Origin of the sequence: Halosimplex halobium (assembly GCF_051414055.1) — an archaeon.
Classification (GTDB): domain Archaea; phylum Halobacteriota; class Halobacteria; order Halobacteriales; family Haloarculaceae; genus Halosimplex; species Halosimplex halobium.
In genome coordinates this window covers 155,241-169,741 of sequence record NZ_JBLKNX010000014.1, presented here as the reverse complement: position 1 = coordinate 169,741, position 14,501 = coordinate 155,241, and the positions used below count along the sequence as shown (strand labels likewise).

At 69.2% G+C, this 14,501-nt stretch carries 16 protein-coding genes; 5 read left to right on the top strand and 11 right to left on the bottom strand.

Translation table 11 applies throughout. From position 1 onward, the window contains the following. Positions 1–779 precede the first annotated feature (779 nt). Positions 780–1,127, top strand: coding sequence for a hypothetical protein (locus ACMGFG_RS15810; protein WP_135364667.1), 348 nt, complete (start codon positions 780–782; stop codon positions 1,125–1,127). 107 nt (positions 1,128–1,234) lie between these two features. Continuing rightward, the gene (locus ACMGFG_RS15805) at positions 1,235–2,026 is read left to right on the top strand and encodes a CAP domain-containing protein (protein ID WP_436931290.1); all 792 of its coding nucleotides are present in this window, start codon (positions 1,235–1,237) and stop codon (positions 2,024–2,026) included. Positions 2,027–2,079: 53 nt separating this feature from the next. Here ACMGFG_RS15805 and ACMGFG_RS15800 read toward each other — a convergent pair whose 3' ends face one another. From ACMGFG_RS15800 to hisC, 10 genes are all read right to left on the bottom strand, one after another. Next, positions 2,080–3,393 (bottom strand): MFS transporter, encoded by a 1,314-nt coding sequence (locus tag ACMGFG_RS15800; protein WP_436931289.1) that lies wholly within the window; start codon positions 3,391–3,393, stop codon positions 2,080–2,082. A 104-nt stretch (positions 3,394–3,497) separates the two neighbouring features. Beyond that, on the bottom strand, positions 3,498–4,217 hold the full coding sequence (locus ACMGFG_RS15795; RefSeq protein WP_436931288.1) for a fumarylacetoacetate hydrolase family protein: 720 nt from the start codon (positions 4,215–4,217) through the stop codon (positions 3,498–3,500). Between the two features lie 52 nt (positions 4,218–4,269). Next, the gene (gene dinB, locus ACMGFG_RS15790) at positions 4,270–5,580 is read right to left on the bottom strand and encodes a DNA polymerase IV (protein WP_436931287.1); all 1,311 of its coding nucleotides are present in this window, start codon (positions 5,578–5,580) and stop codon (positions 4,270–4,272) included. A 115-nt stretch (positions 5,581–5,695) separates the two neighbouring features. After that, complete coding sequence (locus tag ACMGFG_RS15785; protein ID WP_436931286.1) at positions 5,696–6,427, bottom strand: hypothetical protein; 732 nt, start codon at positions 6,425–6,427, stop codon at positions 5,696–5,698. A 773-nt stretch (positions 6,428–7,200) separates the two neighbouring features. Then, positions 7,201–7,404, bottom strand: a complete 204-nt coding sequence (locus ACMGFG_RS15780) for a hypothetical protein (RefSeq protein WP_436931285.1) — start codon at positions 7,402–7,404, stop codon at positions 7,201–7,203. Beyond that, positions 7,391–7,558, bottom strand: coding sequence for a hypothetical protein (locus ACMGFG_RS15775; protein ID WP_436931284.1), 168 nt, complete (start codon positions 7,556–7,558; stop codon positions 7,391–7,393). Before ACMGFG_RS15775 ends, ACMGFG_RS15780 begins: the two co-directional genes overlap by 14 nt. Further along, positions 7,551–7,874 carry a hypothetical protein gene (locus tag ACMGFG_RS15770; protein ID WP_436931283.1) on the bottom strand — a complete coding sequence of 108 codons (324 nt, stop codon included), beginning with the start codon at positions 7,872–7,874 and terminating at the stop codon, positions 7,551–7,553. Before ACMGFG_RS15770 ends, ACMGFG_RS15775 begins: the two co-directional genes overlap by 8 nt. A 239-nt stretch (positions 7,875–8,113) precedes the next feature. Further along, entirely contained in the window at positions 8,114–8,722 is a 609-nt protein-coding gene (locus ACMGFG_RS15765; RefSeq protein ID WP_436931282.1) for a CDP-alcohol phosphatidyltransferase family protein, read from the bottom strand. Positions 8,723–8,732: 10 nt separating this feature from the next. Further along, a complete protein-coding gene (locus ACMGFG_RS15760) occupies positions 8,733–9,257 on the bottom strand; it encodes an adenylate kinase family protein (RefSeq protein ID WP_436931281.1) in 525 nt (174 codons plus the stop codon). A gap of 49 nt (positions 9,258–9,306) precedes the next feature. Continuing rightward, positions 9,307–10,389 carry a histidinol-phosphate transaminase gene (gene hisC, locus ACMGFG_RS15755; protein WP_436931280.1) on the bottom strand — a complete coding sequence of 361 codons (1,083 nt, stop codon included), beginning with the start codon at positions 10,387–10,389 and terminating at the stop codon, positions 9,307–9,309. A 137-nt stretch (positions 10,390–10,526) separates the two neighbouring features. On the opposite strand from hisC, the gene ACMGFG_RS15750 reads away from it, so the two are divergent. Then, positions 10,527–10,991 carry a transporter gene (locus tag ACMGFG_RS15750; RefSeq protein ID WP_436931279.1) on the top strand — a complete coding sequence of 155 codons (465 nt, stop codon included), beginning with the start codon at positions 10,527–10,529 and terminating at the stop codon, positions 10,989–10,991. 607 nt (positions 10,992–11,598) lie between these two features. Here ACMGFG_RS15750 and ACMGFG_RS15745 read toward each other — a convergent pair. After that, positions 11,599–12,150 carry an ArsR/SmtB family transcription factor gene (locus ACMGFG_RS15745; protein ID WP_436931278.1) on the bottom strand — a complete coding sequence of 184 codons (552 nt, stop codon included), beginning with the start codon at positions 12,148–12,150 and terminating at the stop codon, positions 11,599–11,601. A gap of 188 nt (positions 12,151–12,338) precedes the next feature. On the opposite strand from ACMGFG_RS15745, the gene ACMGFG_RS15740 reads away from it, so the two are divergent. Together ACMGFG_RS15740 and ACMGFG_RS15735 are read left to right on the top strand one after the other, a co-directional pair. Beyond that, complete coding sequence (locus tag ACMGFG_RS15740) at positions 12,339–12,554, top strand: heavy-metal-associated domain-containing protein (protein ID WP_338740754.1); 216 nt, start codon at positions 12,339–12,341, stop codon at positions 12,552–12,554. A gap of 11 nt (positions 12,555–12,565) precedes the next feature. After that, positions 12,566–14,491, top strand: a complete 1,926-nt coding sequence (locus ACMGFG_RS15735; protein WP_436931277.1) for a heavy metal translocating P-type ATPase — start codon at positions 12,566–12,568, stop codon at positions 14,489–14,491. Positions 14,492–14,501 lie beyond the last annotated feature (10 nt).

Below are 14,501 nucleotides of genomic sequence, written 5' to 3'. Positions count from 1 at the left end.
GCCGATTCCGAGATGAATCGGCTCCATGGGATCATATCGGGCACCGCTGGCGCGGTGCCCTTGCCCTCTTCGACTTTCAGCCGCAGCTCTCGCCGTCAACAATCTACTTCGCAAGAGCGACGTGGGGAAAAAGGCCGGACGACTCGCTCACTGCGTTCGCTCGCGTCCGGTGAACCGGCGCCTGCGGCGCCGGATGCTAACTACAGTTGAGCACTGTTGCGGTCGGCGTGCACTATTGCGCGACCTTGTGCGCGCGACGTAGCCGCACGAGGTCTGCGGGCGACCCGGGGTCGCCCGCGTGGCCCGAGGGACCGCCGCTCCCTCGCTGTCTTCGCGAGCCCGCGAGCGAAGGCTCGTCGGAGCGTGCTCCGACGGTGGATGAGCATCGCAGCCTGCGAGAAGCGCAATCGGCTGGGGAGAGTCGTGCCGTCCCCGGTGCTGTGCGGGGCGGTGCGATCCCTGGCGGACTGAACGGGCGAGGCGCGCTCGCGCCGGGCGTCGCCTGAGCGGGCAACGTATCCGTGCGGTGCGAGGGGCTGCGCGCCTCGAAGCGAACGTTCGTCGCTTGCTGTTCCCAGCGGTCGAGACGACAGCTAGCGAGGGCGACGAGGGTGTTCGGGAGTTACGCTCACTCGGTCCCCACCCACAACAGATCGACCGGAACCACCCACTCGACGCGCGAAGTCCCGAACAGCACCATCGGTTCGATGGTCAATACATTTACCAGCGGAGCCCGAATCGGGGGTAGAGTGGTCGCGACCGATGGAGTGGACGGGACGGTGACGCGCTACGAGACCCACGTCGAGGAGGGGACCGTCTACGTCGGCGCGCCCGACGGGCCGCTGGAGATCGGCCCGCTCGACGCGGTGATCGACGCCGTGGGCGGCCCGTCGTGGACGATCAGCTACTCCCCTGCCGAGCGCGAGCGCCACCCCGAGATGGACACCTCCGACGCCGGGCTGACCGTCGACGTGGTCGACATGATGCACACCATGACGTTCGGCGAGCGCTTCGTCGAGACGATGGCCGCCCACCCCGTGGAGACTCCCGAGAACGACGAGCTCTCCCCGCGGATGGGGCTGTTCGTCGGCAAACTCCTCGAAAACCTGGAGAACGGCGTCGACTGACCGGCTGGACGGACCAGCGTGGACCGACGGGACCCGACTGTCGGGGGCCGACCGGCCGGCGAGTGTCGGCGACGGCCCTTTCCGCCCGGATCGGCTACCCCCGCTCGATGGACCACTTCGAGCGGAGCGGCCCCGTCCGCGGCCCGGGCACCGCCGCGCTCGCGGGCCGGACCGTCGCTGTCGCGGTCGGCGTCCTCCTGGCCGTCGCAGCCGCGGTCGGCCTGGGAGTGGTCGCGCTCGGCGGGGGACCGGGCGCCGCAGTCGGGGCGCCGAACGCCACCGCGTCGCCGACCGACGCCACCGGAGCCTCGCTCGCCGACTCCGACGGGACGGTCGTCGGCGGTGCCGAGCCGGTCGCGCTGACCGACGACGCGGGGTCGTCCGCCGCCGACAGCCCCGACTCGGACGCGAGCGACGACATCGACACGACGCTGATCGAGCGGACGATCCACGACCGGGTCAACGAGATCCGCCGCGATCGGGACCGCCCGACGCTGGCCTACGGCGAGGGCCTGGCGGAGATCGCCACTTACTACAGCCGCCGGATAGCCACCGAGGAGTTTTTCGCCCACACCGGGCCCGACGGGCAGACCCTGCTCGACCGCTACGAGCGGTTCGGCCACGACTGCCGGGTCGACACCGGCGGCCAGCGGTACGTGACCGGCGGCGAGAACCTCGCGTACACCTACGCCGACACCCCCGTCGAGACCGAGGGCGGCGTCGTGAGCTCCGACGGCAACGAGACGCGGATCGCCCGCGGCATCGTCGAGGGGTGGATGAATTCCCCCGGACACCGCGAGAACCGCCTGCGGCCCTACTGGAACCGCGAGGGCGTCGGCGTCGTCCTCGACCCCGAGAACGGCAAGACGCAGGTGGTCGCCACGCAGAACTTCTGTTGAGGGTGCGAGGGGCCGTCAACCCGGGCGGCCGTCGACCGGGGCATCCGCCGGGTTCAGTCGGCCCGGCGAGTCAGTACCAGCCCGGTGACCGCGCCGAGGGCGGCGATCCCGGCAAGTACGAGGAAGAGCGCGGTCGGGTTCGCGACGGCGAGGATCCCGCCGGCGATAGTGCCGCCGAGGGCGCCGACGCCGAACACGCCGAGGTAGGTGAACCCGTAGGAGAGCCCGCGCGTCCCCGAGGGGGTGTACTCGGCGACGGTCGCCTGGTACATCGGCTGGACGACGAACAGGAACGCGCCCAGCAGCGCCCCCAGCACCATCAGGGGGGCGAGCCCCATCGCGGAGACGGGGACGAACAGCACCGCGAGGACGGCGAGCGTGCCGAACGCGCCCGCGAGGCCGTAGCCGAGGGGGACGCGGTCGGTGAGCTTCCCGCCGACGTACTGGCCGACGACGCCGACGAGGAGCAGCCCCGAGTAGAAGTAGTCCTGGGGTCGCAGCGGTCGGCCGGTGCCGGACTCGACGCCGAGCGCCGACCGGAGCGACTCGGGTAGCAGAGCATCGACCGGGATCGGGTCGAACCCGGGGAGGTCCCGGAGCAACTCCGGGAGGAAGGTCAGGACGCCGCGGTAGTACAGCCCCGAGCACATCACGACGACGAACACGAGCGCGAACCCGCCCGCGAACAGCAGCCGCGACTCCGCGAGGAACTCGCCGAGGTCGTCGACGCCGCTGGTGGCCTTCGAGCCGCCGTCGGCGGCCGTCTCGCTGTCAGCGACGGCGGCGGTCTCGTCGAAGTCGGCGCGGGCGGCGTAGATGGCGGCGAGGACGGCGGGCGCACCGAGCACGAGCGCGACGGTCCGCCACTCGACGAACAGCAGCATGACCGCGGCGGCCAGCGGCCCGAGGCCGATGCCGAGGTTGCCGGCCACGCCGTGGTAGGCGAGGCCGGTGCCGCGCTCGGAGACGCCCTTGCTGATGAGCGAGAGGCCCGCCGGGTGGTAGACGCTGGCGGCGGCCCCCCACAGGACCAGCGCCGCCGCGACGACGAGCATGTTCGGCGCGAGGCCGAGCAGGACGTAGGAGAGGCCCATCCCGAGCAGACAGGCGCTGATGAGTCGCCGCGAGCCCACGCGGTCGACGAGGACCCCGCCTGGGAGCGCGCCGAGGCCGAACAGGCCGTAACCCAGCGTGACGACCACGCCGACCGTCGCCGTCGTCACGTCGACGGAGGCCACGCCGAGCGGGATCGCGTCGAACTCGGCCAGCCAGACGACGACGAACAGCGGGACCGTCATCTCGTAGGTGTGGACCGCGCCGTGGGCCAGCGACGCGAGCGCCGTGATCGCCCTGTCGTTGCTGTTCACTGGCCGTCCGTACCCCGTCGAACGCCTTTACGCCGACGGTCGCGGAAGGCGTTCCCGGCTGGGCCGGTGTCCGGCCGGACGGTCGCGCCACCACCGCCCGCCGGTTACTCCGCTTCGACGACCTCGTTCCGCAGCGTCCCGACGCCCTCGTAGGTGATCTCGACGGTCTCGCCCGGTTCGACCGTCCCCGGGTTCGCCGGGCTGCCGAACGCGATGCAGTCCCCGGGCCGGAACGTGAACCGCCGCGAGAGGTAGGAGACGACCTCGTAGGGATCGAACAGCATCAGCTCCGTGTTGGCGTCCTGCCGGAGTTCGCCGCCCACGGTGGTTTCGATGTCCAGGCCGGTCGGGTCTACGTCTGTCTCGATCCACGGCCCCAGCGGCGCCGAGGTGTCGAAGGCCTTCCGCGCGGTGCGCCCCTGCTGGTCGAGCGCGTCCACGTCGTCGAGGATGGTGTATCCGCGGACCACCTCGGGCACTTCCTCGGGGCTCACGTCCCGACACCGCTCGTCGATGACGGCGACGAGTTCGCCGGCGTAGGTGAGTTCGTCGGTCCACTCGGGGTAGTACACCGGGTCGTCGGGGCCCACGAGCGCGGCAGGCGGTTTGATGAAGAAGTCCGGCTCCTCCGGGCGCTCGTAGTCCATCTGGTCGAGCGTCTCGGCGTAGTTGCGGCCGACGCAGTACAGCGCCGACGGCGAACAGGGATAGGTCAACTCGCCGTCGCGGCCGACGGCGTACTCGCCGTCGTCGGCGATCACCGTTCCGTCCTCGTAGCGCCCGCTGACGACGCCCTCCGGGGTCTGCAGTCGTGCCAGTCGCATGGCTCGCCTGTTGGACGCTCTCCGATAACAATCCCCGGTATCGGCCGACGCGCTACTCGTAGTCCCGCAGCGAGCGCTGGCCGTCGGGACTCTCCGGAGCGTCCCGACCGTCCGAGTCGTCCACCGGGTCGTCCGTGCCCGCATCGCCGTCGGCGCGGTTGTCCTCCGCCGGATCGTCCGCGTCCGCTCCGCCGCTGTCCTCGCCGCTCGCTCCCTCGAACCCGGCGAGGCTGGCCTGGTCGCTCTCCGCGAAGTCGAGCTTCGAGACGCGGACGCCGAGCTTGCGGACCCGGTCGTCGTCGAACTCCTCCAGCAGATCGAGCGCCGTCGACTCCAGCAGGTCGGGGTCGTCGACCGGGCCCGGCAGCGACTCGGCGCGCGTGTTCACGTCGTAGGGCGGCGTGACCACCTTGATCCCGATGGTCCGGTACAGCGCGCCCTCGCGCTGTGCGCGGTCGGCCACGTCGGCGGCCAGCGCGCGGACCTTCTCGCGCTTGCGCTCGCTGTCGTCGGTCGCCTCGGTGAACGCCGACTCCCGCGAGAGGCTCTTCGGCTCGCCGACGGGCGTCACCTCGCGGGGGTCCTCGCCGCGGGCGTAGCGCCGGACCTCCAGCCCGCGCTCGCCGAAGGTATCCCGGACGCGCTCGGGGTCGGCCGCTGCCAGGTCGCCCGCGGTCTCGATACCCATGTCGCGCAACTGCCGGGCGGTGACCGGCCCGACGTTGTGGATCTCGGCCACGTCCAGCGGCGCGAGAAACTCCCGCACCTCGCCGGGTTCGACGACGACCAGCCCGTCCGGTTTGTCGTAGTCGCTGGCGATCTTCGCCGCGCTCATCGTCGGCGCGACGCCGACGCTCGCGGCGACGCCCACCTCCGCCTCGATGCGCTCTTTCAGGTCGCGGGCGAACGTCTCGACCTCGTCCCAGCGGACCCGGTCGGTCACGTCGAGGTACGCCTCGTCGATGCTGACCTCCCGGACCACCTCGGCGGCGTCGTGGAGGATCGCCTTCACCTCGTCTGCGACCTCGTTGTAGAAATCGAGGTCGACCGGGCGGTAGAAGCCCGCTTCCTCGACGTCGAGCTCCGGGTCGCGGGCGGCCTCGACCTTGCGGGGGAGCCGTTCGAGCGCCTCGGAGATGGCCATCGCGCTCTCGACGCCGAACTCGCGGGCCTCGTAGCTGGCGGTGGCGACCGCGCCGTGGGCCTCGTCGGACTCGTAGCCCATCCCGACGACGAGCGGCTGCCCCTCCAGCGCGGGCTCCCGGAGTCGCTCGCAGGCGGCGTAGAAGCAGTCCATGTCGACGTGACAGACCACCTGGTCGGGCGTCGCGTCGGCCCCCAGGCTCCCGAGGTCGCCGCTCATGGCCGCCCTCCGGCCGTCGGCGTCCGGCGTACCGGATCGCCGCGCTCGCTCGCGGGCATCGCCTCTGTGGGACTTCCGGCGCCGCGGGCCAAGAACCCCTCGTCACGGTTTGGGGTCATCCGCCCCCGGGCGTCGGGACCAGCGTCTCCGCGGCCGTCGGCGTGTCGGCGCCGGTCGGGGCGGCTGTCTCCGTCCCCGATTGCGTCCCCGTCCCGCCGTCGTCGGTTCCGGTCCGGGCGGCGGTCCCGTTCGGTGCAGCGGTCCCGGTCGGTCCGGCAGTGGTGTTCCCCGGTGTGACCGTCTCGTTCGGTGCCGCGGTCCCCTCCGTCGGCGACCCGATGTCCGGCGTCGAGGTCGGCGTTGGCGTCGGGGTCGCCGTGGGAGTGGCCGTCGGTGTCGGCGTCGCGGTCGGTGTCGCAGTGGGAGTCGGCGAGGGCGTCGGGTCCGCGGGCCGGCGGTCGAGAATGAGCCGCTCGCCGGCCGACCCGTTCCAGGCGACGTAGAGCCCTTCGTAGGCCGCGCCGGGAACCCGGCACTCGCTGCCCAGGGTGACGTTCTCGACCGGCGTCGCGCAGGCGCTGTCGGTGCCTGCGAAGGTGCCGAGTCGGCCGCGAGTCGCCGACTCGACGTAGACGTGCGAGCCGTTGAGCCGGTCGCCGCCGTAGTGGGTGACCACCACGTCGGTCCCGTTGGTCTCGAAGACGAAACTCGCCCGCGGCCGGTCGGGCTCGGTCGGCCCGCCCGAGATGGACGTGACCAGCGACATCGCCAGCAGCACCGCCGCGAGCGCCATCAGCAGCAGGATGGCGTTCTCCGAGACCGCGCGACCGCCCCAGCGTCCGTTCACACACTCCCGTTTCCGCCCTCCCCAATAGAGTTACTGGCCGACGGGTTCGAACGGTCATCCGGTGGGTCTTCGCAGGAGTTGTCGGAGCGGACACGGGCACCGATTCCGAGATGGCGAAACCCGCCACGACTGCCCACCGACTCGTGCCCCCGAACAGCGTGAAAGCCCCGACCGTCTCGACTCGCGCGGCTCGCTGCGCTCCTCGCCCTCCGGGCTGCGGTGCTTGCTTCCCCGGGCTTCGTCGAGACGGTCGCCCCTTTCATTCCCACCCGCACAGACTGGCCGGTCAGCCGACGCTGGCGGGGATGAAAGGGGCCGCTCGCTCCGGGAAGACGGGCGACGCAAGCACTGGAACGAGCGAAGCGAGTGAAGCGCGCAGCGAGCCCCTCGACCGGAGCAAGCGGGGGCTTTCACCCTGTCTGCGGTCGTCCATTCGTCCGCGATCATCCGTCCGTCTGCGGTCGAGGCTTTCACGCTGTCGGCAGTCGTCCACTCGTCCACGATCATCCGTTCGTCTGCGGTCGCGGTCGTCCGTTCGTCCGCGATCGCGGACTCGCCACTGCTTACACACGCATCGGACCTACCCGAGAACACGGTACCTGCCACTCTCGCCCGGTTGCGTCGATAAAAACCTCGAGGTGCGACGGGGTGGCCAGGACCCGTCGCGGTTCGCCCGCTCGTTCGTGCACGGTGCCAATATTCCGGGAGTTCACGACGCTGGTTCACGTCGGGAGCCCCGTATGGCTCCACCTGCATGTTATTGCCACGCACACTTAGTCTTTCGCGTTGCGGTACGGTTTGCAGGCGTCGGGCTCGGACCGTCGGTCGACCAGCTCGCTGGCGTGGTAGGACTCCCGGCAGCTCCGGCAGTAGGCGCTGGGCGTCGTCGCTGCCGGTTTCAGCGCCGTGTGGCCGTTCGGGCAGGCCACCCGGTAGGGCTCCGCCAGCAGGTCGGCCAGGTCCTCAGGGGCCACCATCCGTCGCCCCCGCCGTCGTCCCAGTCCGGTCGTGGTCGCCGATACAGCCACAGCGGGGGCACGGCACCGCGCCCACGCTCCCGACGCCGAACGCGAACTCGCAGGCGCGACACCGGTAGACCACCCGCGCGCCCGGCCGCCGGGCGTCAGCCATCGCGACCACCCCGGCGGTTCGACCCCGAGGCTTCCGTGTCCACGGGATCGCGGTTGCCGTCCCCACTCCTCCCGCGCCGGTCGCCGGTCCCGGCGATCCGCCGGCAGTACGCCGCGGCGGCGTCGGCCGCGGTCTCACCGTGCCCCTCGGCGGCGACGCCGGTCTGGGTCGCCCGCCAGCCGCCGCCGCACTCCTCCAGCACGATCGTCGTCCAGCGCCGCCGGTGCCACGGCGCCTCCTCGTCGTCCCGTCCCTCCGTCGGCCTCGCTTGACGGTCGCCCGTCCGGCCGTCGTTCGCGTACTCACTCGCCGTCATATCCGGGACCAGTGACGCCGGTACAAAAGCCGTTAGCCGCACCTCCGCGGTGAAAGTGGAGGCGGAATTCCGGACCCGATCGCCGCGCCGTCCCGCGAACGAAGGGCCGTTTTCGGCCGTGAAAGTAGTCGGCCACGAAGCGGAGCCTGTCCGCAGCCACCTCGCAGTCGCTCGAAGGCGAAGCGGCCGTGGACGGGCCGGACCGGGACCGTCGGGCCTCGCCGGCGACCGCGGGCCCCTCAGAGTGCCTTCATCGCGTAGTAGAACCGCTGGAGCGCGGTGAAGTGGCCGACGACGGCGAAGAAGACGAGCAGCCAGCCGACGACCGTCAGCCCCCGGAACGGCTGCGTGACGAACGCGGCCGCCGCGCCGACGGCGACGACCAGCGCCAGGCGGTCGGCGCGGCCGACGAGCCCGCCGTAGACGCGGTCGAGGCCGACCGCCTGGGCCTGCGTCCCGAGGTAGGAGGTCATCAGGACGCCGGTGACGGCGGCCAGGCCCAGCGCGTAGGCGTCGAGGCCGGCGGCCAGCCCCGAGATGACGACGATGTCGGCGTAGCGGTCGAGGACGTGGTCGAGCAGGTCGCCGGCGTCGCTGCCGGTGCCCGTCTCGCGGGCGAGTTCGCCGTCGACCAGGTCGAGCCAGCCGTTCAGCGCCACCGCGACGGCGCCGCCGAGATAGAGGAGGGGGTCGCGGCGCGGCGCGACTGCGAAGGCGGCGCCGCCGACGAGCGCCAGCGCCAGCGCGAGCACGCTCACCCCGTTGGGCGTCAGGCCGACGCGCTTCGCGAGGGCGACCGACGGCGCGACGGCGCCTTTCACGGCGGGGCGGAATCGGTCCAGCGTCATCCGGGCCCGGTCATAGATAGTCCACGAACGAAACTGTACCGACCTGGGGCTCGCGCTCGCCGGCGACGACCGCCTCGATGGCGGCGGCCACCTCGTCGGGGCCCATGTCGGTCGCGTCGACCTCGTAGACGCCCTCCTCGCCGTGGCGCTCGACGGCTTCGGCGAGGATCACGTCCAGCGCCTCCGACTCGGCGTTCTCCTCGGCCTTCGCTGCCGGTTCGCCCCGCTCGGTCAGCCGCCGCTCCAGTTCCTCGGGGTGACACCGAAGGACGACTACCCGGTCGGCGTCGAAGTGGTGGGCGAGGTGGGACTCGAAGAGCACGTTCTCCCGGCCGTCGAGGTAGTCGGCGAGCGCGTCGATGTCGGCGACCGCCGAGTCCCGCTGTTCGTCGTGTTCCACGACGAATTCTTCCTCGCGGATCACGTCGTTGAGGTGGAGGGCGTCGAGGTCCGCGGCGGGCCCGTCGGCGTCCGCGAGCCGCTCGACGGCCGTCGTCTTCCCCGTTCCGGGGGTGCCGGTGACCGCGACGCGCATCAGGCGCCCCCTCCCGCGGCCCGGTTCGCGGGCGACCGCCGCGCGGGCGTCACGCCGACACCTCCGCGACGATCTCGTTGATCGTCTCGACGGCGCGGCGGGTCTCGTCTTCCGTCCCGCAGGTGATCCGGATACACTCCGGGAGGCCGAAACTGGTGCAGTCGCGGACGATGACGCCCTCGCGCTGGGCGGCGTCGGCGACGGCGCTCGCGTCGCCCACCTCGACGAGGACGAAGTTCCCGCCGCTCTCCCAGGTCTTCGCGTCCAGGTGCTCGTGCATGTACTCGCGGGCCCACTTCGCCGTCTCGACGGTCTTCTCGACGTGGTCGTCGTCGTCGAGTGCGGCCAGGCCGGCGCGACACGTCAACTCGGTCACCCCGAAGGGCGTGTTCACGCGGGCGTAGGCGTCGGCCCACTCTGCGGGCGCGACGGCGTAGCCCAGGCGCATCCCCGCCAGGCCGTAGGCCTTCGAGAACGTACGGATCACGGCCACGTCCTCGCGCTCCTCGACGAGCCCGATCCCCGACGGGGAGTCCGTGAAGTGGATGTACGCCTCGTCGTAGACGACCAGCGTCTCCTCGTCGGTCTCCTCGGCGACCGTCCGCACGTCGGCCAGGCTCATCTCAGAGCCCGTCGGGTTGTGCGGGGAGGTGACGTAGACGATCCGGTGACCGTCGTAGGCGTCGAGGACCGTCTCGGGCGTCTGTTCGAAGTCGTCCGTCTTCTCCAGGCGGTACTCGTCGACCTCGCCGTGGTGGTAGCGGGCCGACATCGGGTAGTAGGCGAACCCGGGTTTCGGGACGAGCACGCGGTCGCCCGGTTCGATGAACGCCCGCGCGATGTTGTCCAGCGCCGTGTCGCCGCTGGGGGTCAGCCAGATCTGCTCCGGCGTCAGGTCGTGGCGGTCGGCGATCTTCTCTGTGAGGTCGGTGTGGGCGGACTTGGGGTAGCTGGAGACGCGGTCGGCGTGTTCGCGGACGGCCTCGACGGCCTCCGGGCTCGCGCCGAAGGGGTTCTCGTTGGAGGAGAGCTTGACGAGGTCGTCGGGGTCGAGCCCGAGGTCGCGGGCCACCTCCTCGATGCCCCTCCCGGCGCGGTAGACGGTGTGGTCGGAGAGGTCCCGTGGTTCCATACCGGAAGGCAACGCCGGCCGCATCTTAAGCGTGCTCACACGGCGTGAGCCGGTGACGGGAGGCCCCCATCGGCGGCGAGGGCCGCGAACCGCCGGAAGTGGGTAGCTTCAAGGGGGTCGCGTCCTCCGGGACGCGTATGTCAGCGCTGGACACGGCGATGTACGTGTTGCACCTCGTCTTCGGCGGGGTGTGGACGGGCAGCGTCGTCTTCGTCACCCTCGGCGTCCTGCCCACCGCGCAGGACGGCACCGCCAACGCCGAACCGCTCCGGGCCGTCGTCGAGAAACTGCGGTGGGTCTCGCGTGCGAGCGCGCTCGCCCTGCTCGCCACGGGCGGGCACCTCGCCGGCGGCACCGGCCGCTACACCGTCGAGTCGCTGACCGGGACCGGCCGCGGCCACCTCGTCCTCTCGATGGTCGCGCTGTGGTTCGTCCTCGCCGGCCTCGTCGAGGTCGGGTCGAGCAAGCTCGCCGACGGCTTCGACCAGCGGAAGGTCCGCGAGCCCGCCCGCGAGGCCCGCCCGTTCTTCCTCGCTGCGTCGGTCGTCGCCGCCGCCCTCTTGGTCGTCGGCGGACTGCTCGCCTCCCCGACGATCCTCTGAGCCGGTTTCGGTGCCGTCCTGTGGTCCCCGGTCGCTCTCGTCGCTCTCCCGGTCGGCGGTGCGGAGCGTTTAATCGTCCCGACCGACTACTCGGAGTGCGTGCCTTCAGTCCCCGCCCGAGCGCACCCGTACGGGAGCGATGACCGCGCGGCGAACCCGGGCACGCGACACCGAGTGGCGCCGCAAGCGCCGGCCAGCCGAGGGGTCGAAGCGCCTCGGCATTCGGTCGCCCAGTAGGGCGACCCGACGTGGCTGCTGACGCCGCCTCGTCGATCGGGCTCCTCACGGAGCCCCGCCCGGCACGAGGGTTTCCCGGCTGACCACGGCACGCCGCCTGGGATGATGTCGGTCGTTAGTGTTCCGGGTGTACATTTCGAGTATGCTAGTAGGATTATTTGAAAATAATATAGTTACTTCAGTCAGAGTCTATCGTTGAACGAGATTTGCCCCTAGCAGCCTCTCGTTCTCGCCGGATCTCGGAAACTCCCAGTGAATGACGATCCTGGAGCGAGGTCTGCCGGGAATACTGGCATCTATCGGCTTCGGATGACTGTATACAACGCGCGAACGCACAACGTCCTGTTTTCTCAGGTCAAGACGATACGTCTTAGCATTCCGTCGTGGGGTATGCCGACTCTCCGTCTTGATGTGCTCGGACGAAGGCCCGTCGGAGGACCGTCAACAACACGTACGTCTCGTATTTCTGGGTTCGGCAGTGCTCACAGGGTTGCATCTCTGCCGTGATATCGTCGATCACGTCGTCGTACTCGTCGGTCAGGGTGTCTAGTACTGCTTCGAGTTGTGGTTGGACGGCATCGATCATCTCCTCGATCGCCGGGTCGGCTGAGTCCGGCAGCGAGTAGGAGAGGACGGTCGTGTTCGCTCCGTAGTATTTTGTCGTCCCGCCCCGTCCCTCTTCGAACCGGACGACGTCGACGAGTCCCGCATCTCGAAGCTCGTTGATATGGTGACGAACCGTGTTTTCAGTCCGGTCGATTCCCCGGTCGGCGAGACGCTCGTGGACCTCGCTCGCTGTTAGCGTCTCGTCAGCGAGAATATCGAGAATCATCGCCCGCATCGGCTCATCGATGGCATCAGACACCCGCGTATCTCGAACGGCGATATCTTCGAGCCCATTCTCGCTATCGGACGTGCTCATATGTGAACCGACGGCGTGTACACGCTAAGTAGTACCGACCGCTGCACAGACCCCTTTTTGACGCCTTCTTCCGAGGGCCCAGTGAAAGCTCTATACGACTCGTTTGTCCGTTCAAACACCCCGTGTACACATTCAAACATATCATCTAAAAAATACTTTAGTGGGTACGGGTACTACGTAGAACTGTGATGAGCGAAACGACCCAATTCCGCGTGATGGACTTCGACTGTCCGAGCTGTGCAAGCACCGTCGAACGTGCCCTGTCGAATCAGGACGGCGTCGAAGACGTCGAGGTACACTACTCAACCGGCCGCGTCGAGATCGACTACGACGACAGCGTCGCCGACCCCGATACGTTCGAACAGACCATCGAAAATCAGGGCTACTCGCCCCAGCCCGCATAGCGAGGAAAATCATGGATACCCAATCAATCAAGCAGTACTATCGCAAAAACCGGAAAGCTATCATCGTCGCAGTGAGCGGCCTGCTGTACGCTGGCGGCTGGACGCTCGGCTACGTCTCGGCCTTCAACACGGCGAGCGCCGCGATCTTGATCCTCGCAGCTATCGTCGGCGGCTACGACATCGCCAAGACCGCCTACCACGAAGTGAAAAGCCGGACGCTCGGCATCAAGACGCTCGTGACCCTAGCCGCCGTCGGCGCGATAGCTATCGGCTCGTACTGGGAGGCCGCCGCGGTGGTCTTCCTGTTCGCGCTCGGCTCGTACCTCGAAGGGCGCACGATGCGCAAGACGCGCAACGCCCTCGAAGAACTCCTCGAAATGACGCCAGACACCGCCACTGTCCGCCGCGATGGCGAGCAAAAAGAGGTGGCCGCCCGCGAGGTCGAAGAGGGCGAGATCGTGATCGTCAAGCCCGGCGAGAAAATTCCCGTCGACGGAGACGTCGTCGATGGAGAGAGCGCCGTCAATCAGGCGCCGGTCACTGGCGAAAGCGCGCCCGTTCACAAGGCTGACGGCGACGAGGTGTATGCCGGGACGGTCAACCAGGAGGGTGCCCTCGAGGTTCGGACGACCGGAGCTGGGTCGGACACGACGCTCCAGCGGATCATCCGCCGCGTCGAGGAAGCCCAGGAGGTTCAGTCGCCAACGGAGAGCCTCATCGACCGCTTCGCGAAGTACTACACGCCGGGTGTACTCGCGCTGTCCATCGGCGCCTACGCAGTCACGCAGAACGCAATTCTATCGCTGACGCTGCTGGTCATCGGCTGTCCCGGCGCGCTGGTTATCGGGCCGCCGGTCAGCATCGTCTCCGCGATCGGGAATGCAGCTCGGAGCGGTGTCCTGATGAAAGGCGGCGAGCATCTCGAACAGGCCGGCAAGATCGGCCTCGTTGCCTTCGACAAGACCGGGACACTTACGAAAGGAGAAACGGCTGTCGCCGACGTTGCAGGCTTCGATACCGATGCGAGCGACGTGCTGGAGCTTGCAGCCATCGCTGAAAAGAAAAGCGAGCACCACCTCGGTAACGCCGTTCTCGAGGCGGCCCAGAACCGACAGACTCCCGTGACCGATGGCGGTACGGCGGCTATCCGGGCAGACGACAGCTCGGCAGACACGGACGAAAAATCTCTCCCTGACCCTGACGATTTCGACGTGGTCGCCGGGAAGGGCGTCGTCGCCCATTACGATGGCCACGAGATCGTCGTCGGGAACCGGGCACTGCTCGCCGAGCGCGGAATCGAGCTTCCGGACGAAGTTGCCGAGTATGTCCGTGAGCGCGAAGAACGCGGCGAGACTGCCGTCCACGTCGTCCGCGACGGCGTCGTCATCGGTGCTATCGCACTTCGAGACGAATTGCGCGAAGCCGCGTCCGGCGTCGTCGCCCAGTTACAAGACGCAGGTATCGAGACGGTGATGCTCACCGGCGACAACGAGCGCACCGCTCGCGCGGTCGCCGAAGAAGTCAGTATCGACGACTACCGCGCCGAGCTGCTGCCCGAGGACAAGCAAGCTGTCATCGAGGAGTTCCGCGACGACGGGCACGTCGTGGCGATGGTCGGGGACGGCATCAACGACGCGCCGTCGCTGGCGACCGCCGACGTGGGCATCGCCATGGGTGCCGCCGGCACGGATACCGCCATCGAGACGGCGGATATGGCACTGATGGCCGACGACCTCGAACGCATCCCGTACGCGGTGAAACTCAGCAAGGCCACCCGGTGGAACATCTACGAGAATGTCGGTCTTGCGGTGCTGACGGTGACGCTCTTGCTGGCGGGCGTCCTGACGAGTTATGTCACGCTCGCTCTGGGGATGCTCGTCCACGAGGCCAGCGTCCTCGCAGTGATCGGCAACGGAATGCGGCTGCTGCGGTACTAACAGAACAGTG